At 32.8% G+C, this 21,913-nt stretch carries 20 protein-coding genes, 1 tRNA gene and 1 pseudogene; 11 read left to right on the forward strand and 11 right to left on the reverse strand.

The window, feature by feature from the left end:
- The first annotated feature begins 8 nt into the window (after positions 1 to 8).
- Positions 9 to 740 (forward strand): ABC transporter substrate-binding protein, encoded by a 732-nt coding sequence (locus AMQ68_RS08370; protein ID WP_054510195.1) that lies wholly within the window; start codon positions 9 to 11, stop codon positions 738 to 740.
- Positions 741 to 993: 253 nt separating this feature from the next.
- Here AMQ68_RS08370 and AMQ68_RS08375 read toward each other — a convergent pair whose 3' ends face one another.
- Both AMQ68_RS08375 and AMQ68_RS08380 read right to left on the reverse strand, forming a co-directional pair.
- Positions 994 to 1,443 (reverse strand): GAF domain-containing protein, encoded by a 450-nt coding sequence (locus AMQ68_RS08375; RefSeq protein ID WP_054510196.1) that lies wholly within the window; start codon positions 1,441 to 1,443, stop codon positions 994 to 996.
- A gap of 12 nt (positions 1,444 to 1,455) precedes the next feature.
- A complete protein-coding gene (locus AMQ68_RS08380; protein WP_054510197.1) occupies positions 1,456 to 2,883 on the reverse strand; it encodes a nicotinate-nucleotide adenylyltransferase in 1,428 nt (475 codons plus the stop codon).
- 54 nt (positions 2,884 to 2,937) lie between these two features.
- Between AMQ68_RS08380 and AMQ68_RS08385 the strand changes: the two genes are divergently transcribed.
- The 3 genes from AMQ68_RS08385 (at position 2,938) to AMQ68_RS08395 (ending at position 4,812) form a co-directional block, all read left to right on the forward strand.
- Positions 2,938 to 3,705 (forward strand): MBL fold metallo-hydrolase, encoded by a 768-nt coding sequence (locus AMQ68_RS08385; protein WP_054510198.1) that lies wholly within the window; start codon positions 2,938 to 2,940, stop codon positions 3,703 to 3,705.
- Between the two features lie 74 nt (positions 3,706 to 3,779).
- Positions 3,780 to 3,861: transfer RNA gene (locus AMQ68_RS08390), tRNA-Leu, on the forward strand.
- Positions 3,862 to 4,242: 381 nt separating this feature from the next.
- Positions 4,243 to 4,812 (forward strand): hypothetical protein, encoded by a 570-nt coding sequence (locus AMQ68_RS08395; RefSeq protein WP_054510199.1) that lies wholly within the window; start codon positions 4,243 to 4,245, stop codon positions 4,810 to 4,812.
- A gap of 372 nt (positions 4,813 to 5,184) precedes the next feature.
- Here the strand turns inward: AMQ68_RS08395 and AMQ68_RS08400 are convergent, their stop codons facing one another.
- The 4 genes and pseudogenes from AMQ68_RS08400 to AMQ68_RS08415 all read right to left on the reverse strand — a co-directional run bounded on the left by AMQ68_RS08400 (position 5,185) and on the right by AMQ68_RS08415 (position 10,870).
- Positions 5,185 to 6,102 carry an oxidoreductase gene (locus AMQ68_RS08400; RefSeq protein WP_054510200.1) on the reverse strand — a complete coding sequence of 306 codons (918 nt, stop codon included), beginning with the start codon at positions 6,100 to 6,102 and terminating at the stop codon, positions 5,185 to 5,187.
- Positions 6,103 to 6,183: 81 nt separating this feature from the next.
- Positions 6,184 to 7,092 carry an AraC family transcriptional regulator gene (locus AMQ68_RS08405; protein WP_054510201.1) on the reverse strand — a complete coding sequence of 303 codons (909 nt, stop codon included), beginning with the start codon at positions 7,090 to 7,092 and terminating at the stop codon, positions 6,184 to 6,186.
- 342 nt (positions 7,093 to 7,434) lie between these two features.
- On the reverse strand, positions 7,435 to 8,817 hold the full coding sequence (locus AMQ68_RS08410; RefSeq protein WP_054510202.1) for a hypothetical protein: 1,383 nt from the start codon (positions 8,815 to 8,817) through the stop codon (positions 7,435 to 7,437).
- A gap of 629 nt (positions 8,818 to 9,446) precedes the next feature.
- Positions 9,447 to 10,870 (reverse strand): annotated as a pseudogene (locus AMQ68_RS08415) (PLP-dependent aminotransferase family protein).
- A 123-nt stretch (positions 10,871 to 10,993) separates the two neighbouring features.
- Between AMQ68_RS08415 and AMQ68_RS08420 the strand changes: the two are divergent.
- The 4 genes from AMQ68_RS08420 to AMQ68_RS08435 all read left to right on the forward strand — a co-directional run bounded on the left by AMQ68_RS08420 (position 10,994) and on the right by AMQ68_RS08435 (position 14,742).
- Entirely contained in the window at positions 10,994 to 11,509 is a 516-nt protein-coding gene (locus AMQ68_RS08420; RefSeq protein WP_054510203.1) for a hypothetical protein, read from the forward strand.
- 864 nt (positions 11,510 to 12,373) lie between these two features.
- Complete coding sequence (locus tag AMQ68_RS08425; protein WP_054510204.1) at positions 12,374 to 12,739, forward strand: hypothetical protein; 366 nt, start codon at positions 12,374 to 12,376, stop codon at positions 12,737 to 12,739.
- A 49-nt stretch (positions 12,740 to 12,788) separates the two neighbouring features.
- On the forward strand, positions 12,789 to 14,066 hold the full coding sequence (locus AMQ68_RS08430) for a PLP-dependent aminotransferase family protein (protein ID WP_241775088.1): 1,278 nt from the start codon (positions 12,789 to 12,791) through the stop codon (positions 14,064 to 14,066).
- A gap of 193 nt (positions 14,067 to 14,259) precedes the next feature.
- Positions 14,260 to 14,742, forward strand: coding sequence for a GNAT family N-acetyltransferase (locus AMQ68_RS08435; RefSeq protein WP_054510205.1), 483 nt, complete (start codon positions 14,260 to 14,262; stop codon positions 14,740 to 14,742).
- Between the two features lie 306 nt (positions 14,743 to 15,048).
- Here AMQ68_RS08435 and AMQ68_RS08440 read toward each other — a convergent pair whose 3' ends face one another.
- Complete coding sequence (locus AMQ68_RS08440; protein ID WP_082384005.1) at positions 15,049 to 15,732, reverse strand: TIGR02117 family protein; 684 nt, start codon at positions 15,730 to 15,732, stop codon at positions 15,049 to 15,051.
- A 354-nt stretch (positions 15,733 to 16,086) separates the two neighbouring features.
- Positions 16,087 to 17,031 carry a tRNA epoxyqueuosine(34) reductase QueG gene (gene queG, locus AMQ68_RS08445; protein WP_054510206.1) on the reverse strand — a complete coding sequence of 315 codons (945 nt, stop codon included), beginning with the start codon at positions 17,029 to 17,031 and terminating at the stop codon, positions 16,087 to 16,089.
- Between the two features lie 97 nt (positions 17,032 to 17,128).
- Between queG and AMQ68_RS08450 the strand changes: the two genes are divergently transcribed.
- From AMQ68_RS08450 to AMQ68_RS08460, 3 genes are all read left to right on the forward strand, one after another.
- On the forward strand, positions 17,129 to 18,340 hold the full coding sequence (locus tag AMQ68_RS08450) for an outer membrane beta-barrel protein (protein ID WP_054510207.1): 1,212 nt from the start codon (positions 17,129 to 17,131) through the stop codon (positions 18,338 to 18,340).
- 89 nt (positions 18,341 to 18,429) lie between these two features.
- Positions 18,430 to 18,729, forward strand: a complete 300-nt coding sequence (locus tag AMQ68_RS08455; protein WP_054510573.1) for a rhodanese-like domain-containing protein — start codon at positions 18,430 to 18,432, stop codon at positions 18,727 to 18,729.
- A gap of 29 nt (positions 18,730 to 18,758) precedes the next feature.
- On the forward strand, positions 18,759 to 19,376 hold the full coding sequence (locus AMQ68_RS08460) for a hypothetical protein (protein ID WP_054510208.1): 618 nt from the start codon (positions 18,759 to 18,761) through the stop codon (positions 19,374 to 19,376).
- A 79-nt stretch (positions 19,377 to 19,455) separates the two neighbouring features.
- Here AMQ68_RS08460 and AMQ68_RS08465 read toward each other — a convergent pair whose 3' ends face one another.
- The 3 genes from AMQ68_RS08465 to AMQ68_RS08475 all read right to left on the reverse strand — a co-directional run bounded on the left by AMQ68_RS08465 (position 19,456) and on the right by AMQ68_RS08475 (position 21,850).
- Positions 19,456 to 20,238, reverse strand: a complete 783-nt coding sequence (locus AMQ68_RS08465; protein WP_054510209.1) for an alpha/beta fold hydrolase — start codon at positions 20,236 to 20,238, stop codon at positions 19,456 to 19,458.
- Positions 20,239 to 20,253: 15 nt separating this feature from the next.
- Positions 20,254 to 21,243 (reverse strand): nitronate monooxygenase family protein, encoded by a 990-nt coding sequence (locus AMQ68_RS08470; protein ID WP_241775089.1) that lies wholly within the window; start codon positions 21,241 to 21,243, stop codon positions 20,254 to 20,256.
- Between the two features lie 109 nt (positions 21,244 to 21,352).
- Positions 21,353 to 21,850 carry a hypothetical protein gene (locus tag AMQ68_RS08475; RefSeq protein WP_123905648.1) on the reverse strand — a complete coding sequence of 166 codons (498 nt, stop codon included), beginning with the start codon at positions 21,848 to 21,850 and terminating at the stop codon, positions 21,353 to 21,355.
- Positions 21,851 to 21,913: the final 63 nt, after the last annotated feature.

A 21,913-nucleotide genomic window follows, 5' to 3' on the forward strand; every position in this document is an offset into this window, starting at 1 on the left:
ATATTACAATGAAAATTGTTTCTCTAGTTCCCTCAATTACTGAGGCTTTATTTGATTTGGGTTTAACTGAAAATGAAGTTATCGGAAGAACCAAATTCTGCATCCATCCCAAAGAAAAAGTAAAAAATGTAGCTGTCATAGGCGGGACAAAAAACATTAATATTGAAAAAATTAAAGCGTTACAACCCGATATAATCCTTGCCAATAAAGAAGAAAACGTCAAAGAACAAGTTGAAGCTTTAATGGGTGATTTTAAAGTGGTCGTGACTAACGTTGAAACCATTGAAGACAATTATTATTTCTTAAAAAATTTGGGTTTGCTTTTTAATAAAGAAGAAAGAGCACAACAATTCAATCTTAAAACCTACGAAGTTCTGAATCAGGCCAAGGTGGATTCTCCCATAAAAGTAGCCTATCTGATCTGGAAAAATCCTTATATGACGATTGGCTCTGATACTTTTATTCATCGTATTTTATCTGAAATTGGTTTTGAAAATATATTTAAAAATAAAACCCGTTATCCGATCATTGAAACCGAAGATCTGGCAGAAGCTGAGATCATCATGCTATCCTCCGAACCTTTTCCATTTAAAGAAAAACATATTGAAGAATTTAAGGAATTCTATCCTGATAAAAAGATCATGATTGTTGATGGAGAAGCGTTTTCTTGGTATGGAACACATATTGCGAAGTGTGAAAATTATTTTAAAGAATTGATTTCTGAGGTGAATTTTGTTTAAACACAAATTTCACTAATTCTTTCCACTAATGACACTAATTGTAAGCTTTACTTTTAAGCTTTGGCTAAAGCCAATTTTGATTGATTTATTTTTTAAAAATGGGCTAAAGCCCATTTCTATTGATCCTATTTCTTCAGAAAATTGAAAATTTCGTTAAATGGTGAGTTCGAAAATCTCAGCCAATCGCTATTTCAACCACAAATTATAAGCATAAAAAACTCCGACCAGAAGATCGGAGTTTGTATTTTTTCAATTATAGAATTTTAGAAACTTCTTTACAAAGCCATTCTAATAATTCTCTGTCTTCGTCTGTAAAAGGATCTACTTTGTGAGAATCAATATCAATCTGACCGATGTTTTGTCCGTCTTTAAAGATAGGGACTACAATTTCTGCTTTCGTATCAATTGAGCAACTTAAATAGTTATCCTGTTGATGAACGTCAGGAACCACAAATGTTTCATTAGAAACGGCAACCTGACCACAAATCCCCTTTCCATAAGGAATAATGATATGATCTGTTTCTGCACCAACGTAAGGACCTAATTTCAACTCATCCTTATCTCCATTTTTAAAATAGAAACCTGTCCAGTTAAAATAAGAAATTTCCTGATCCAAAAGATGGCAAACTTTCTGAAGCTTTTCTTCAGTATTATGTTTTGGACTTTCAAGTATGGAAGAAAGTCTTTTCTTTAATTCTGACATTATATTTTGTTTTTAGGAGAATTGTTTTAATGAAAGTTCTTGTTTATAGCCGAACATTCCGCGCTCTTTTATCATTTCGGCAACACCTTCAGGAAGTTGGTTTTCCCAACCTTTGATATTGCATGCAATTTTTCTTAATATTTCTCTTGAATAAATTTCCAAGAACTCAGGATTATAGTTTTTAATATCTACAATACGGTTATTGAGTTTAAAATATTTATAAAGTTCCTTAAGATTTTCTTCCACTTTAAGGTTTTCAGAATCAAGTAATTCATGAGTTTCAGGATCTTTGTAAGGATACAGATACACTCTCATTCCGTTTCTGAAAAATTTACCAAAAGCTTCCAAAATTCCACCTGATAAATTCTTATAATATTTCTCATCAAATACCATCAATAGGTTATTTACACCCATTGCTACCCCAATATTTCCAGTGGTATATGATGCAAAATAATCAATCAATCGGTAATATTCAGAGAAGTTCGAGATGATAACAGTGTAACCCAATTTACCAAGAACGTCCACTCTGTCTAAGAAATCTCTTTCGTCAATATCTCCGTCTGCTCTAAGGTTGGAAATGGTAATTTCAATTAAAATTTCCGTTTCCTCGTGGGTACAGGCTGCATCCTTCAAAAACATTTCAATACCGTTTTGGAGCATATCAATGTTTACTTTGGTTACGGGTCTGAAACTTCCTCTTATCGCAAAAATATTTTTCTTGTATAAGCTATCCGCCGGAAGCATATTGCTGCCTTGAGAATTGAAGATAACCGCATCTGTCATGTTATTTTTAACCAACTGAAGAGACATCAATCTGTTGTCAACATACGCGAAAGCCGGTCCACTGAAATCAATCATATCAATTTCAAGGTTATCGGTTGCCACATCGTCGTAAAGAGATTCGATTAATCTTCTTGGGTTATCATAATACGTAAAAGCTCCGAAAATAAGATTTACCCCCAAGTTTCCAAGAGTTTCCTGCTGTAAAGTAGCATCATTCTCTTTGAATTTCACATGGATAACGATTTCGTTATAATCTTCATTTTCTTTTACCTGAAAACGGATTCCTACCCAACCGTGACCTCTGACAGTTTTATCAAAATTAATGGTGGTAACGGTATTGGCGTAAGAGAAAAATTTTCTGTTCGGATTGTTATCTCTGGAAATTCTTTCTTCAATCAAGGCTACTTCATAACGAAGCATTTTGCGAAGTCTGTTTTGAGTAACATATCTATTTTTGACCTCTTTTCCGTAGATAGCATCACTAAAATCTTTGTCATAAGCAGACATCGCCTTAGCAATCGTACCGGAAGCCCCTCCTGCTCTAAAAAAGTGTCGAACAGTCTCCTGCCCTGCTCCAATTTCTGCGAAAGTACCATAAATAGTAGGATCTAGATTAATTGTTAATGCTTTTTGTTTAGGAGTTAGTTTCTGATACATTAGGACATTAAATTTTTCGTAAATTTACCAAAATTAAACCAACCTCAAAAGAAAATGAAGTTGAAATTTTTAGGAACGGGAACTTCCCAAGGTGTACCCGTTATTGGCTGCACTTGTGAGGTGTGTACATCACAAAATCCCAAAGACAATCGTTTTCGTTCTTCTGTGATGATTTCTACAGAAGAAAATAAAAAAATCCTGATCGATTGCGGTCCGGATTTCAGGCAGCAAATGCTTCTAAATCATGAAAATACGATTGATATCGCTCTTATTACTCACGAACACAATGATCATGTGATTGGGCTTGATGATATGCGACCTCTTATTTTTAAAAGTGGAAAAAACATGCCGATTTATTGCTATCCAAGAGTCGGACACGAAATAAAAAATCGTTTTCCTTATGCTTTTGCAGATGAAAGATATCCCGGAGCCCCCGCTTTTGATCTTCATGAAATAGAAAATGAACCTTTCACCGTTTTGGATACCGAAATCACTCCGATTGAAGTGATCCATTTTAAGATTTCCGTTTTTGGATATAAGTTTAAAAATCTTGCCTATATCACAGATGCCGGCTTTATTTCTGACACAGAAAAGGAAAAACTGAAAAATTTAGATGTCTTAGTTTTGAATTGTATTCGGAAATTTGACCCACATCCGGCCCATTTTATTCTTCCCGACGTTATAAAACTGTTCGAAGAACTAAAACCTAAGAAATTATTTTTAACTCACATCAGCCATCATTTAGGTTTACATGATGTTGAAGATAAACAACTTCCGCTCGGAATGTACCTTGCCTACGATGGTTTGGAGATATTTTTTTAAAAAAATATTCTAAAAAAGTTTTGAACATTAGAAAAAGTTCATATATTTGCACACCAATTTAAAACAAACATCAAGCCCAGTTGGCGGAATTGGTAGACGCGCTAGACTCAAACTCTAGTATCGAAAGATGTACCAGTTCGATTCTGGTACTGGGTACTAAAACCTCCGAAATCATTGATTTTGGAGGTTTTTATTTAAACTATCTTTTTGGTTAGATTCCTAGAGATTTATGTAAAATAAATCCCACATAAGTAACAAGAACTATTTAATTGATACTATTTTAAACTGTATAAATTAGTTTTAAATACTGGTAATCAGTTTTTTGAAATCAATTTAACACCACTTTAGTTTTATTAAAATAAACATTCTTAATACTTATATAATTTGATTGTGTATTTATTTATAACAAAAAAGGAAATTTAATACAAAATGTAAAAGCTCATATCCTAAGTTTTCCAATAAATATAAAAGACCATCGCATTATTGAAAATATAATTAACTTGATCAGTAAAAGCTTAACTATTAAATATAAAAAACATGATAACAGAAAACAACAATTTAAACCAACCTAAAAAGAAAAAGAATGGGTGTCTTAATATATTTCTTATTTTTATAGGTGTATGTTTTGGTATAACAATAATTTTGGGAATAATAGGAGTTTTGACTGGAAATGGAATTTCTAACAAAAAAAAATCAGAAAACAAGACCAATCCAGCAATTGAAAAATTACAGAAAAAAAATTATTCAGAATTAACAGCTGAAGAAAAAAAAATAGTACTTGATGCATTCTTGGAGGGTGAAGGACAATTCGAAGCTCCTGCATTCCATTTAAACCAAAGAATAAATGAAATAATATCAAAATCATCAAAATTTCCAGAAACTTTAGAAATCAAAGGAATTGATGGTGAGTTTCACAAAGACTACAGTAGCTACACAATAATTACAAAAGAAAAAGCTCAAAATGTAAATTATGACAAAGGTACTTTTGATATACTCAGAGAAGCACGAAGTGAAAACTCTCTTGGAATGAAAGTAAGGAATAATGTATTGTTTAAGTTAAAATTTACCCGTTTTACAGCATTGATAGAAGATGTAAAAAGTCAATAATAAATATTGGATTACTAAACATTTTATCCCACTGAAACAATTTGAAAAAATAGTAGGATAATAGAAATATTACTTTATAGATTATGAAAGTGATATTCTAATACTAATTACAAACCCTCCAAAATCATTGATTTTGGAGGGTTTTATTTTTATAATTGTGTCACTCTCGTAGCTATAATTTAATTTCAGTGTAGAGCGGCTTGTTTTTTTATTTAATATCGCATGCTACTGTAATGTGAAAATGGTTTTAAAACCGTAAGGTATTTCTTTTTTAGCAGCCTTTTGTCTAACCACGACAAGCTTAAAAGTAGCCGATTATATGTACTTTCAATAATTCGAGAAATATTGGGATAAATAATTGAATACTTTATCTTAAATAATTGGGTAAACAATACCTGTAGCTTTTTCTGCTAAATTGAAAAGTTGCGTTGCAACAGTTTTGTTAAGGGCGTTTTCTTTAATGGTTGCCCGTATTGGATAACCACGAAATCCGCCTTGATCAGGCTCTATCAAATCTCCACCACTTACCTCTTCCGAAATGGCAGCATAGAGTATACACAATGCTCCTTGCCATGGCTCCATAAATTCTCCTATACGCTCAACTCCAGCAGCAATCTCTTCATCAGTCATATGTCGTACCAATTCTGTTTTATTGGCGCCAGGTTGTGCTGAAATTGACAAAACTTGCCCCCTTGTTTTTCTAATTCGGCGGTTGAGCTCAATGCTAAAAATAAGGTTGGCCAATTTACTTTGTCTATATTCCCTCATCGCATTGTAGCTATTTTCAGATTTTAGGTTTTCAAAATCAATTTGGGCACTTTGATAGCCATTGCTGCTTACTGTAACCACACGAGCCCCTAATGTTGATTCTAATATTGAATATAAATATCCGGTAAGTGCAAAATGGCCTAAAAAGTTCGTCCCAAATTGCTCTTCATAACCGTCGCTCGTTTTAGGATTATCAGTAATATTTGCGCCTGTATTTGCTACCCCTGCATTGTTAATTAACAAATGTAGTTGTGAATGGCTTCGGAGAAAATCATCGGAGAATCGTTTAACATCCGCGAGGTCGCTAAGATTTAGTCTGGCAATTTCTACAGTGCCTTTACCACCTTGCGCTTCTATTTTCTTTTTCGCATCATGGGCTTTGTCCATATTTCTACAAGCTAATAAAACATTTCCTCCTGCCTGATACAATGCAAGCGACGTTTCGTAGCCAATACCTGTATTCGCGCCGGTTACAATAATTGTTTTACCCGTTTGATCGGGGATATTTTCTTTTGTCCACATAATTTTTCTTTTTATTTATACTCAAAGGTCAGGAATATAAATCCACGCAGTGTATTAAAAAGAAGCCATTATCTATTAAAATCAATCATTAAATGATTTTCGGAATTTAGTAGCATTCACATTCATCTTACTTTTGAAAAAAGCAGAGAACTGATTGGGTTCATTATATCCCAAACTATAAGCAATTTCAGCAACTGTCCAATTGGTGGTTTTTAATAGGACTTTCGCTTCCTGTAAAATACGTTCATGTATCCATTGTGTTGTAGTACGCCCAGTAATTGATATTAATACTTTATTTAAATGATTAGTATGAACATTTAGTTGCTTTGCAAAGGCGGAAGCTGAGTTAATACTGATGATTTGGTAGTTGAAATCTATTGGGAATTGACTTTCCAGTAAGCTTTTAAAGTTATCCGTCAATCTTTGGGCTGCGTTAGCACTGGTAATAAACGCTTTTGAAGAAGAATGTTTTTTTTGGGCTTCATGGATTATTTCCATCAATCGATGATTAAGCAAATCATATTTATAGGCATAATCACTATGAAGATCCTCGTACATTTTGGAGAATAAATTATAATAAATTTCAGCTTCAGTTTCATCCAGTAACAGTACAGCAAAATCTACGGATTGAAATGCTGGATAATCTTTTATGTTCCCGAAGCGAGTAAAAAACGGTTCTGTAAAAATACACATGTAACCGCTTTGTTTTTCGTTCATGATCTCCCAAAAATAATGGATATTAGGATTGGTGAAAACCAATGCCGTACCATTTATATCCTTATATTGGTCGGCATAATGAATCCTATTTTGACCTGTAATAAGAGTAATTTTATAAAAATTCCTGCGGGCGTAGTTTGGTTTTCTGTTTTTAGGTAGATGTAAATCCTCTAAATTAAAAATATTGATATGCCCAGTATGATAATCATTAGACCCACCTATGGTGGCATCTATCTGTTCATAAAGCATCTTTAAATTAAAAATATTAGGCATAAACAAAAATACTAAAATCAAATAACTTTTATTCTCTTTAGATATAATTTAAGCTACCGATTTTGCTAAGCAAGACCGTCAACATTTGAGTCGGTACTATATAACTGCAAATAGTAGTGAATATATTAAATACTTTATCGGCCTCTTCCCTATTCAGGAAATTCCCCTTGTATTCCAATAAAAAAGTTAAGCCCAATAACAATACAATAAACTCAAATCAATATAATAGACTTTATACCAAAAGATACACCTATTCAATACTAATTACAAACCCTCCGAAATCAATGATTTTGGAGGGTTTTATTTTTAAGGAAATCAAAATTCAAACTCCTAGCCTTTATTTTACTGTATCTTCTGATAATTGATAGAGGTTTCATTCCACTGAAGACGAATTATTGTTTCATTCTTTTCACCATCACTGTTAATATTATCTACAAATAAATAATACGTTTTAGGAGCACTGCTTGTATTATTTACCGCAAGACTCCCAATCACCATTCCTTTCTTTGTAGCTCTGCTAAATCCTTGAGAGGCTAACTTTGGAGTCATTGAATCACTTATAAAATCATTAAAATCTGCTGTAGAATCACCCAATCTGAATCTTATGAAGTTCGTATCGGTAGAAGTAGCATCTTTTGTAGGATGCTCGATACCTACATTTAAGCTTAACAACCATTTTCCCGCAGGTAAGGTAATAGGAACGCCCACATATTTACAGGTATTGGTATTGGCAGGTAATGTATAATCAGCACTTGTGACATTTACAGTACCAAAAGCTACGGATGTTTGTTTCCATGTCGCAACACCATCAGCATCTGAGGTGAGTACTTTATCTGCTCCTTGTGTTCCATCAACAATTTTAACCGCTCCTGCCGTAGAAGAATTGATATCTAATTTATTAGCAGGAGTATCTGTTCCTATTCCTACATTACCATTTTCGTTGATATATATCCTAGATTTATTTGATGTTCTTAATACAAGGTCGGTAAGAATACTTGTTCCATCTCCTCTATAATAAGAGCTTATGGAAGATCCTGTAGCCGTATTGAATACATTATTAGCTCTAGGCGCAAAATACAAAGATCCAACATAATCTCCTGCCGTTAAATTTTTGGGAGAAGCTACGGTACCATTCGCTGAAGATAGAATAAGAGAAGGCTCTTTTGAGGTACCAAAACCTTTGAAATAGAAATTATTTCCAGAGTTTGGACCTTCATTGTCTGAGATAATCTCAAATTTACTGGAAGGAGCAGCTGTTCCAAATCCGATCCATTTATTTTTTGCATCCACAGAAAATGTTTTTCCAGCCACAGAAAATGCATTAATAACATTATTAGATGTAAATGCTAACGTTTTATCTCCTTGATTCACTATTCTGTTTCCGGAAAGCGCTCCATCTGAATTGTAAATATTCGCATTTAATTTGACCCAATTTTGACCATTAAACAGATAATATCCAATTTCATCAATATATATCGCTTTATCTGTTGGAGTTCCTGTTGTGATATTGTCAACATAAATTAAAGTAGAAGTTACAATATTCGACATAGACTGAGCTCTTTCTCTATCTACTCTTGGAATAAGGATTCCCTCTGGCGTTTGTGTGCTTCCTGTAGGATTTTTAGCCATAATATCCAATGTTGCTTTCGGATCAGGAGTATTAATGCCGACTTGCGCAAAAACAATATTTGCAATGAATACTAAAGGAATGAACAAGTTTTTCATGTGTATGGTTTAATTGTGTGTTAATAAACTGAGCCATAGTTTGGGAACTGAATAAGGCTCAAGATGGGTACCTCTTTCCGTATTGAGAAGAGTAAAATATTGAAATACATAAAGTATTTTAGTGTGTGTTAATCATTAATTAACGTCAGTCTACAAAATAAATAATCGTTGTAAATCTTTTTCAGACTTCGTATGATAGATACTCATCGCCTGAAATAATGATTGCATTGTGTTCTGCAATCGAATAAATGTTTTTTTCATTTTTCTTAGCGTGTATTTAGAACCTTATGGTAGATTTAATTTGATCTAAAAAAGAAAAATAAATTTCAATATTCTCTTATAAAAGCTAATAAAAATATTGATTTCATTTTATAATATATATCCATGAAAATACTATGCAAATCTACTATTAAAATACATAAAAATCAATACTACACAGCTACTTCATTTAAATAATTAATTAAATATCAAATAGTTAAAACACAACATAAGTATAAATGCAGTATAAAAAATAATGGAATTATTTTAATAAAAAAAATAGAAACAAGAGCAGAAACAAACAACACCAGAAAATAAATAATCATTAAAAATAATCTAGATTTTAAAATGATGTCATAATTGAATTATTATTACCTGTAAGCTAAAAAATCTCTGGCTTTTTCACCTGCCATTTTCAATGCCGACATATGATCTAAGTTTATACTATCGGTAAATACAGCTCGAAAACAATATTGATATCTATTGGTAAATGAAAAGGTACTTCCCGGAGTAAACAAGATCCTTTGGCTTTCACAATACTCATAAAAAGCTTCCATATTGAGATTTTGTGGCAACTCTCCCCAAATACTATATCCACCCTGAGGTCTGTGGAAATAGCAATTTTCAGGAAAATACTTTCGCAACGCGTCTAACAATTCTATGGCCTGTTTTTCCAACTGTTTACGAAACGAACGCAAATGCCTGTCATAACTATTACTTTCCAACAGTTTGATCATTAATTCCTGATAGATCGGAGCCACAGATCTTCCAAGAGAAAACTTCAATCTTTCGGCTTCGGCATAAAACTTACCGGGATTTAACCATCCCAAACGAATTCCTGGCGCTAACGTTTTAGAAAATGAAGAAAAAGTAATGACCAATCCTGTCTGATCAAAATTTCGAATGCATGAAGGTCTTGTTCCATCAAAATAAAGATCTCCGTAAATATCATTTTCAATGATTGGGATTTGATGAGCTTCAGCAATGGAAACCAACTCTTTTTTATTTCATCCGTCATAAGAATCCCTGTAGGATTATGAAAATTCGGAGTAACAACAACTGCCCGAATAGGATTTTCATCACAGATACTCCTGAGATAGTTGACATCAAAACCATTTTTATAATGTATCGGAATCTCTATTACCTTTAATTTCAAATTAGAAATCACTTCCAACACAGAAAATATACATGGACTTTCAACTGCAATTAAATCCCCAGCTTTAGTCACCGATGCCAAAGCGATATAAAGAGCCTGCAACGCACCATCTGTGATGATTAACTCTTCTGCATTCATCATACATCCATATTGAGCAGCACGATCTGTAATCTTTTCTCTCAAAACGAACGACCCGTTTGGTGGGTAATAACGAAGAAGTGAAGCTCCTTTTTCACGGATCACTTCCTGCATTTTTCTTAAAATCAATTTTTGAGGAATCAGAATATCTGTGGGCGATGCAGCATTAAAAGAATTGTATTCAAAAGATTTACTTTTGGTAGAAGTGAGTTCAATATTTTTATTAAATAAAGAATCTTTTGCAGCTGGCAACTGTTTTAGGGAATGTTCAGGAACACTGTCTTTTGGATTAAAAGCCACAAAATAGCCGGAACGAGGCATATTTTCTACCCAACCTTTCATCACAAGATAATCATATCCACTCTGAACCGAACTTATACTGAGATGGTATTTCTCTTTAATTTCTCTAGCAGAAGGCAAGCGGCTTCCCTTCTTCACTACTCCACTTTTTATCTGCTCTTCAATAATAGAAGTAAAGATCTCATATTTATAGGTCTGCATACATCTCTAATCTAACTGTTCTGAACAAAATTACAAAATTAACAACTGTACCGATTCAATTTTATAAAACTGTATCTAAATTGAAGGTCAATAATCTCTTACCTTCGAATAAAAAAGAATCCAATGGAGATAGTTTCAAAATTCGCAGTGGGATCAGATAAAGGAGTTGACGATCTTTTTGATGTGAAAAAAGCATTTATTAGAGATACTTATAAGGAAGATTTCCCTTCCGAAACCATAGAAAATTACATCAAAGAGCATTTGGATCATAGAAAAATGATCAATGTTTTGAATGATTTGTCGAATCAGCTTATTATGGTTTTTGTAGATGATGAGCCTGCCGGATATTGTTTATTTAAAAGTGGTTCCGGTTATTCTGATGCTCCTGAAGGTAAAAAAATGACAGAGATCATAGGTTTCGGAATCGTTTCCGAGTACAATTCATCAGAAGTGAAAGCATCCCTTTGGAATAAGGTGAAATCTGCCATTAAATTCACAGACAGCATTTGGATCAATATTCATCAAAACCATCCTCAACTTGATATTTTTAAGGATAATGGATTTGATTTCGTTAAAGAATCCATTTCAGAACCGTTTGGAATGGCTTCTTCCATCTATGAACTGAATATTTCAAAGTAACAACATCATTTTTAAGTATAAAACCTTTGAGATTAATCAATTTCAAAGGTTTTCTTTTGTTTAATTTGTCTCAACTTTTGATAAGTACCTCTTCCTAATTATTAATCAATTCCCAATTAAATGTATTATAGAATAAGTACATCCATGTTTTATAAAATTAAAAAGTGTTGTATAATAAATGATGAGTACTTATCATTGTCCGTAGTATTGCCTAAAATTTATTTTAACGCAAAATTCACAAAGTTCTTTCTTACGTATCATTTTAGAGCCCGCAAGGGTATTTCATTCAGTAAAAAATCATAGACTTTTCAGTATTTCTTAAGTTTTGGCTAAAGCCGATTGGTTTTCTGTTTTTATTTGAACGGGTTAAAACCCGTTCCTATTGATTAAAACTCTGTAAACCATGTCAAGGTTTTGAACCTTGACATGGTTCTATAAAGATTATTCAAAGAATTATGCCTCTTCTTTATCAAATAACTTAGCCGTTTTTGACGCAAAGTTTTATGTTGCAGAATGATGTATTTAAGTGAGCAAAGAAGAATCAACCAAGTTGATTTGATGAAGCTGTATCTTCAAGCTTCGCAAAGCACATTTTATTTGCCTTTGCCTCCTAACAAATCAAAAGTATGTAATAAATCTTTGCGTTAAAAAATAAAATTTAAACAAAAGAACCTTGTATCATCAATAAAAGACTTTTACACGACTCATAAAAGTCAAGATGATTTGGTTTACACTGTTCTATAAAATTTTAAATTCGACTACTATTTTAAAAATAGAAATCTGTACCCACAATAATATACACTTCTGTATCTGTAACCATAATTAAAGACTCCATAATTTTGTAATCAATAAAAGCAGAATAACATGGAAACAAGTCTTCAACCCCAAAAGCAATATCAAATTTCCGAAGTTTATATTGCAGATATTATAGAATTAAAAAACATTTTTCTTCAAATATCAAATCTGGAAACACTGCCTGAAAGTTTTGGTATTCCTTTTCTGATGATCAGGCAAAAAAATAATATTATCGCTTTTGCAAGTCTTATTATTAATTCAATAGGAAAAACGGATTTTGTGATTTATGAAAAAGAGAATTTGAGCACAGAAGAAAAAGAGAGCTTCATGAGCCAGGTTCAAACCTATTTTAAAAGAAACAATTCGGGAAATTACCGCGATCCTTTACAACTTAAAAGCAGTACAGAAAGAATGATCAATTGGTTGAATATTTAATAAAATCAGGCGAAGAATTCCCTACATTTACTTAAAACCCTACTTGTTTATGGCTAAAGAGGTCTTATATCTTAAAATAGCAAAAATAATTACAGAACAGATACAAAGTGAAACCCTGCAGTTTGGCGACAAATTGCCTTCTCTTCGTAGTGCTCAGAAATTATATAATGTAAGTCTGAATACTATAAAATTGGCCTACATGGAATTAGAAAGCCGCTCTCTTGTTGAATCAAGACCAAAATTCGGATATTATGTAAGCCAAATATCAAAGCGAAAATTGGCGCTTCCTTCCATCATTAAAATTAATGAGTCAGGAGTAGAAAAACCACCTCAAGATTTAATTGATAAGGTTTTTGGAACTATTTCTCATCCTGATCTGACTCAATTTGCTTTGGGAATTCCCGGGAAAAGCTTTCTTCCTTTAGCCAAGTTAAAAAAATCTATGCTGAATGTCGTAAAGAACAAAAATGACAGCGGAACAAACTATGAACCTGTACAAGGCAACGAACACCTGCGTCGTGAAATCGCAAAATGGTCCATGATTCTGGAAGGAAAAATAACTGAAGATGATCTGGTAATCACATCGGGAGCAATGAATGCTATTTATCATTGCCTTATGGCCGTTACAAAACCCGGAGATTCCGTTGCTGTTGAAAGTCCTGTCTATTTCGGGATTTTACAGGCCATTCATTTATTAGGTTTAAAAGCAGTGGAAATTCCAACCCATCCTATTGACGGTTTAGATCTGAATGCTTTAAAAAAGGTTTTACCCAAAATATCAGCGTGTTGTTTTGTGACTAATTTTAACAATCCACTGGGCTTTCAAATGTCTGATGACAATAAAAAAGAATTGGTAAAACTCATCACCGAATACAATGTTCCTTTGATAGAAGATGATATTTATGGAAATTTATATTTCGGTTCAGAAAGACCTAAACCTTGTAAGTTCTACGATGAAGCTGGCCTTGTGATGTGGGTGAGTTCCGTTTCTAAAGCATTGGCTCCGGGATATCGTGTGGGCTGGGTTGCACCAGGACAATTTAAAGATAAAATTATTCGTCAAAAATTAATTCAGACTGTATGCGGTCCATCCTTCTATTCTGATGTCATTGCAGATTTTCTTGAACACGGACGCTATGATCATCATTTGAGAATGTTTAGGAATAAGCTTTATTCAAATTATCTTCAAATTCAAAAATCGGTTGCTACTTATTTCCCTGATAATACCAAAGTTTCTGAACCTAAAGGTGGTTTTATGCTGTGGCTGGAACTCGACAAAAGAATCTGTACAGAAGATTTGTATGATGAAGCTTTCAGCAAAAAATAAGTTTTGCTCCCGGAAGAATGTTCTCTCAGCATAATCAATATACCAATTGTATGCGTTTAAATTATGGGTTAGAATGGACCGACCGTGTAGAAAATGATCTTGAGAAATTAGGAAAAATGATCAAGAACAGTATCAAATAAAACCCAGACCAACAATCTGAATCGTAAAATATATCATTAATAATTGCAATACTATGACCAACGAAATCAATGAAGTAAAAATTATTACTTATCAACCCCAATATCAAAAAGCATTCAAAGAATTAAATGAAGAATGGATTACCACATTTTTCAAAATGGAGGAAAAAGACTATAAAGTACTGGATCATCCTGAAGAGTACATCATCAATAAAGGCGGACACATCGTTTTTGCTTTGCTTAATGATGAACCCGTCGGAACCTGTGCTTTAATGCAATCACCCAAATCTCCTCTGGTATATGAATTGGCAAAAATGGCTGTAAGTCCGAAAGCACAAGGGAAAAAGATAGGGTTCTTAATAGGAAAAGCATTGGTTGACATTGCCAAAGAATCTAATGCAGATACTATTTTTCTGGAAACAAATTCTATGTTAACACCAGCTATTAACCTGTATGAAAAATTAGGATTTCAACATGTCCCATTATCAGATTCACCCTACGAAAGATGTGATGTGAAGATGGAGTTGAAACTTATTTAGTAAACAATAAAAATCCCTCATCAAGAGGGATTTATTATATAAGGAACTTGTTTAAATTTTTTATTTTGACCACAAAAGAGGCAAACGATTAACACTTGAATTATTTAAGTGCGTTATTAAGTGCGAACAAGAACACATAAGTGAAAAAATCTTTGCATATTGAGCGGAGTTGAAATGTTATTCTTTTGCAAGCTTTGTTTTCAAAAAAAGCTAAACGTTAAATGATTCAATAACAGCTTTTGCACCTTTTGCGGTTTAATTTTTTAATTATTTTAAACAGACTTATCTTTAAAAATTAGCTAAAAACTATTTATAATGTTGAAAAATTCCAGCATCTGTAGGTGTCCAGAATGCTGCTTTTTGTCCGGCAGCTTTTAAGGCATCATTCGACCAAGTGTTGCAGGTATACAGGAAACTATATTTTCCTTGAGCATCATAAAATGCGTCATTATCGCTGTACACCGCGTTGGTAGGAATCAATATAAAGTTTCCGTTTTGGTCTTTGTCAAATTTATCATTTACAAATTGTACCAGATTTTTATATTGCGATCTGCTGATCATGATTATCTTACAATCATCAGCTTCCGTCATTGTTTTATAGTACGTACAATGCATAGCAGATTCACCCAGCCAAAATGCGGCTTTAAATGCGGTTGAAAATTTGAGGTCAGCCCAAGTCGGCGTATCCAGATAAAAACCTTTGTCCCCCCAGCCTACGCCAATATAATTATAGTCTGTTTTTTTTGATTTCGTATTCGCAAAAGGAATTTTCGTACACCAATCCTGCATATCATTTTTCACAGGCATAACAATATCAGTATGCACCCCGTTGGTGTAAATATAAATAGGGATTTCTTTTTTTTCTCCGTCATCCTTTGCTGAGATCTCGATAAATGGCAGCAAATAAGCCATTAAACCATACAGAACAATAATTCCGACAATGACACCCAAAACTTTAAGGATATACAATAATACCATCTTCACACTCATGTATTTGAATAAAATTTAATTATTAATTTTTCGTAAAAGTATTTGTTTTAATCGGAAAAATCATTACATTTAGTTACGAAATACACACAAATATGCGTAAAAACATTAAATCCCAAAAAAGATTAAAAGTAAGAGTAAAAACTGCCCCAAAAAGAGTGCAAAAAAAACGTTGATTTTCTAAGAGATTTTATCTTTTTGAAAGTCATTTTTTCTTTTTAGGAAAGGCTTTTATTGAGTTTTACTTCCCTATATCTTATCCTCCTTTACCACAAAAAGTATAAGGAATGGACGATTAACCGCTTTTGTTTTGGAACCTGAAAATTCCAAACGAGGATTTATCACCCAAAAACTGGCCTAAAATTTCTCTGAAGGTTGATCTAAAAATTCAATATTTCTTTTCAAACCTGCAAATTTCGTTCTCTTCACTGGAGATTTTCTAAAAATTTCCGAGAATAATTCTTGAGTAAGTTCTTTCCATTCTCCTTTTTTGAAATTTTTAAGGGCTTCATTTGGTGCAAACTTGGTTTGAAGATTTGGTGCTGAGAACTTATTCCACGGGCAAACATCCTGGCAGATATCACAACCGAACATCCAGTCTTCCATTTTATCTTTAAAAGAATCAGGGATTTCATTTTTTAATTCTATCGTAGCGTAAGAAATGCATTTGCTTCCATCAATCAATTTTTCAGAAACAATAGCATCGGTAGGACAAGCATCAATGCATTTTCTGCAAGTTCCACAATGATCTGTTGTTTCATGATCCTGAACTAATTCCAAATCGCAAATGATCTCCGCTAAAAAATAAAAAGATCCATTTTGTTTTGTAATCAGATTTGCATTTTTCCCTACCCATCCGATTCCTGATTTCCTGGCCCAGCTTCTTTCCAACACCGGTGCAGAATCTACAAAAACCCGACAATCAAAATCCCCAATCTCTTCTCTCAATTCATCCACCATTTCACGAAGAATTTCTTTTACGACTTCATGATAATCTTCTGCATATGCATATTTCGAGATTTTATAGTTTTCTAATGTTGAAATTTTCTCTTTAGGAAAATAGTTATAGGAAAGTGAAATCACAGATTTTGACCCTTCCACCAATAATCTTGGATCAAGCCTTTTATCAAAATAATTTTCCATGTATTTCATTTCTCCATGAAAATTATTCTTCAGCCATTTTTCTAGATTTCTAGCATCTTCTTCCAAAAAATCGGCCTTAGAAATACCACAGCTTTGAAATCCAAAACTTTTTGCTTTGGATTTAATTAATTGTGAATATTTTTCGGCATTTGAATTCATGATTTTTACATTGCAAAACTAAGATTATTTTATAAATTTGCCGACTTTTAGAGACGTCTTTTAAAGTTCTCATCTTATAAAACTGAAAAATTAAACCATGAAAAAATTCAGCCTGTTTACAGGACTTATTTCCGTATGCTTATTCAATGCTCAAATTAAATTCGAAAAAGGATATTTCATCAATAATTCTGGTGAAAAAACGGAAATTTTAATTAAAAATATTGACTGGAAAAACAATCCGACAGAATTTGATTATAAAACCGAAGGAAGCTCTGATATAAAAAAAGAAAACATCAAAAATATTCAAGAATTTGGGATTGATAATGGTGAAAGATATATCCGAAAAACAGTAATGATTGAAAGATCTTCAGAGGAACTCAGTAAAATGTCTGAAACAAAAGATCTTATTTTTACCGAAGAAACCCTATTCTTAAAATATATTGTTGAAGGAAAAGCCGATTTATTTTATTACGAAGATTCTGATATAAGAAAATTTTTCTTTGATAAAGACAATTCTGAAACCCAACAACTTATTTACAAACCTTATTATATTGATCAATCACAAATCACCTATAATGAAGATTATAAAAATCAGATTGCCCATCAATTGAAATGTGGAGTTGAGAATAGCAACATTCAAAAAATAAAATACAATTCAAAAGATCTCATCAAAATCTTCATGAAATATAATGAATGTTCAAGTAGTGCTTCCATTAATTACACAAAAAACTCAGAGAAAAAAGATCTTTTTAATCTTACCATAAGACCCGGAATTAGTTCTTCTTCTTTAAAAACGGTTTACAGCTCTTATAATTACTCAGACGAAACAAAATTTGGAAATAAAATGACTTTCAGAATGGGTGCTGAATTTGAATTTATTCTTCCATTCAACAAAAACAAATGGGCCCTTTTTATAGAACCTACTTACAACTATTACAAAGCTGATGTAGAAAAAACCATACAAGCCGGAACGTATTTTGAGCAAAAATCTAAAAGAAGTGTAGATTACAAATCTATTGAAATCCCTTTTGGTGTAAGGCATTATTTCTTTCTTAATGATAAATCAAAAATTTTCATTAACGCCGCTTATCTGGTTGATATAAGTATTAAATCAAATATAAAATATGATTACCTTAATCTGGAAGTAAACTCCGGAAACAATCTGATTTTAGGAGCCGGATATAAATATAATGACAAATTTGGAGTAGAGTTCCGAGTAGGAACTTCAAGAACCTTATTGAGAAATTATCTTTCTTGGGAATCTGATTATAATACAATGTCTCTGATCTTTGGGTATACTATGTTTTAAGTAAAACAAAAAACATCAGTCAATATAAAAATAGGCTCGAAATTTTTACGTATTTTCGTTATTATTTAATGTTTAAAATCAAAACAGTTATGTCTTTAACAGAAGTTATAAAATCAGGAAACTATGAATTAATCGACGTTCGTGAACCAATGGAATTGGAAATGGACGGAAATATAGAAGGTGCTAAAAACATCCCTTTAGGAGAAGTAGAAGATAGAAAAGAAGAAATCTTATCTATTGAAAAACCCGTAATCTTATTCTGCAGAAGCGGTAATAGAAGTGGTAAAGCATTAGAATATCTTACTTCTCAAGGATTAAAAGACGGTCACAACGGCGGAGGCTGGGCTGAGCTTAAAGCAAATCTAGAAGCAAATCAAGGAACTTTTTAAGTTCCTTTTTTTATTTAAAATATTTCATAATGGAACTTAAAGACAGATTCAACCAACTTTGTTTCCCGTTCACTCAAGATCAAAATCTTATTGACAGCTTATGGCAGGAAATTGAAACAAAGTATGCTGAAAAAAGCAGGCATTATCATAATTTGGAACACCTTCAAAATATGTTTTCTGAACTTGAATCTGTGAAAGATAAAGTTTCAAACTTTAGTCGTATTTCTTTTTCGGTTTTCTATCATGATGTGATTTATGATGCCTCATCAAAATCGAATGAAGAAAAAAGTGCAGAATATGCTAAAATAAGACTTCAAAAGTTGGATATGAATCAAGAATTAATTGTTGCCATTTCCAACCAAATTATAGCAACAAAAGCACATCAAAAATCTGATGATCAAGATACCAATTATCTTTTGGATGCCGATCTTTCAATACTTGGAAAAGATATTGAAACCTATCTTGAATACACGAAAAAGATAAGAAGAGAATATTCTATTTATCCGGATCTTCTTTACAAACCGGGAAGAAAAAAAGTGTTGCAACATTTTCTAGCATTGGAAAATATTTTTAAAACCAATTATTTCCAAGAAAAATATGAAGTTCAGGCTAAAGAAAATATTGAATTTGAAATTAGCCTTTTATAAGTTTTGGCTAAAGCCTATTGAATAGATTAAAATTTAAAAGCGGACTAAAGTCCGCTCCTATTGATAAAATTGATCTTTCTTAGTTCTTATTTTTCACTACATGATTAATAAACTCAACCGATTTATTCAAAACCAAATCAGGAACTTCTTTATGTGGTGTATGCCCAACATTCGGAATTATATATTTGTCTGAACTTCCACTTACCTGATTAATTGTTTTTTCAACCTGATCCAACGTTCCGTATTCATCAGCTTCTCCCTGAATAAAGAGCAATGGACTTGTAATATTTTTTAAAAGATATTCAATATTCCAGTTTTTGAATCTTTCGCTTAGCCAAATTTCCGTCCAAGCTTTCACCATCATCGGAACTTTATCCCCGTGATATTTTGCTAAACGTTCGGGTAAATTGGTTGTTTGATAAGCTTCAAAAGCATCAGAAACTCCTTTAACCGTAATATCTTCAACGAAAATATGTCCAGCTTCACAAATTACAGCTTCTATGTTTTCAGGATATTTTGAAGCAGCGATCAACGCAATTGTTCCGCCGTCACTGTGACCAAAAAGAATTGCATTATTGATATTTAATTCGTTTAATAATTCATTCAACAAATCTGCTTCCAACTCCATGTAATTGTTTTCCCTTTCATGAGAAATCATAGGAAAAGATTTACCATACCCTAAACGATCATAGACCAAAACATTACACAGAGCATCTTCTGAAATTTTACCAGGAAAATCCCGCCAAAGTTGAGTGCAACCTAAAGAATCATGCAAAAAGACAATTGTAGGTTTATTTTCAAACGAATTATGATGTTCTATATAAAGTTTTTTATCCTGTACATTTATTATCCTTCCTTCCATTCTGATCAACTTTAATTAAAAGCTTGGCGCTTTTGCTTCTTCAAATTCCCTCAATAAATTACTGAAAACGGTTTCTACCGGTAAAACATCATTAATTAAAGCTGAAACCTGACCGATTTCTAATTCGCCATCTTCCATATCTCCTTCAAACATTCCACGCTTGGCTCTTGCCCGACCTAATGAAGCAACCAAAGCCTCTGTATTTCTTCCGGTTTGGTAGATTCCCTCCAATTCGTTAAAGAACTTATTTTTGACCATTCTTACGGGTGCTAGTTCCTTTAATGTAAGAAGAGTATCACCTTCGTTAAGCTCTGTGATTTTCTTTTTCCAGTTTTCGTGTGCACTTGCTTCAACCGTTGCTGCAAAACGAGATCCTATTTGTACTCCGTCTGCACCTAAGATCATAGCAGCTTTCATTTGAGAACCTAATGCGATTCCACCCGCTGCGATCAATGGTTTAGAAATATGTTGTTTCACATTCGGAATTAAACAGAATGTTGTTGTTTCATCTCTTCCGTTGTGTCCGCCTGCTTCAAAACCTTCTGCTACAATGGCATCAACTCCGGCATCTTCACATTTCACTGCAAATTTTGTGGAAGAAACAACGTGAGCTACTTTCAATCCTTCTTTCTGAAGCGTTTCTGTATAAGTCTTGGGACTTCCTGCAGAAGTAAAAACGATTTTCACCCCTTCTTCCAGAATGATTTGAATAATTTCTTCCAAATTAGGATATAGCATAGGAACATTCACCCCAAAAGGTTTATTGGTAGCCTGTTTGCATTTTTGAATATTCTCTCTTAAAACATCAGGATACATACTTCCTGCGCCAATTAAGCCTAAACCGCCACAATTAGAAACAGCAGAAGCTAATTTCCATCCGGAATGCCATATCATTCCTGCCTGAATAATCGGATATTGTATATTAAAAAGTTCTGAAATTCTATTTTGACTTTTCTGCATCTCGTGAAGTTTTTTAGCTGAATTAAAATCTATAAAATTGCTCATGCTGTAAAAATAATATTTTTTAGCGCAAAGGACGCGAAGGTTTTTACTAATATTGAGAATATTTTTCGTTCGCAAGGGCGTTTCACTCAGCAATGGCTGTTTGAATCTGCTAAATTTTAAAATGACTTAAAGTCTCATCAATAATTGGACTGATTTCTAAAAAGCTGTAGCTTAATTTAATAATATCTCGTTGTAAATTTTCAGTTTTTAATTCGCGCCAACCTTGCATTAAAGTTAAAGGTCCAAATTTTAGACTTAGATTATCCCAATCTTTTTGATATTCTGTAAATCTACTTCTAAAATCTTCGGCAAAACGTCTACTTTGTATGGTATAGCCTTTTAATTCTCTTAATTTTAATGCATGGATGTTATAGTATAATCTCCCCTCTTCTATTGTTTTATCATGAATCCAGATTGAAAAAAATATTCTGCTTGAAGCATCCAATGGTGACTGAGCATCACTAGACCATTCGGGTTTGTATATTTTCAATACAACAGATTCCAGAATGACTTCTACTGATAGTTTTAGCCCTAACTCATTAAATTCTTTTTGAGAAATTTGATCCAATGCCTCTTGAAATTTTTGTTGGTAAAAATGATAATCCATTTGTAGTGTTTCTGAATTAAAATTAAAAACTTTTCGGGAATTAAGGCAAAAAAAAACCTCCAG

Origin of the sequence: Chryseobacterium sp. ERMR1:04, assembly GCF_001297705.1 — a bacterium.
Taxonomy (GTDB): domain Bacteria; phylum Bacteroidota; class Bacteroidia; order Flavobacteriales; family Weeksellaceae; genus Chryseobacterium.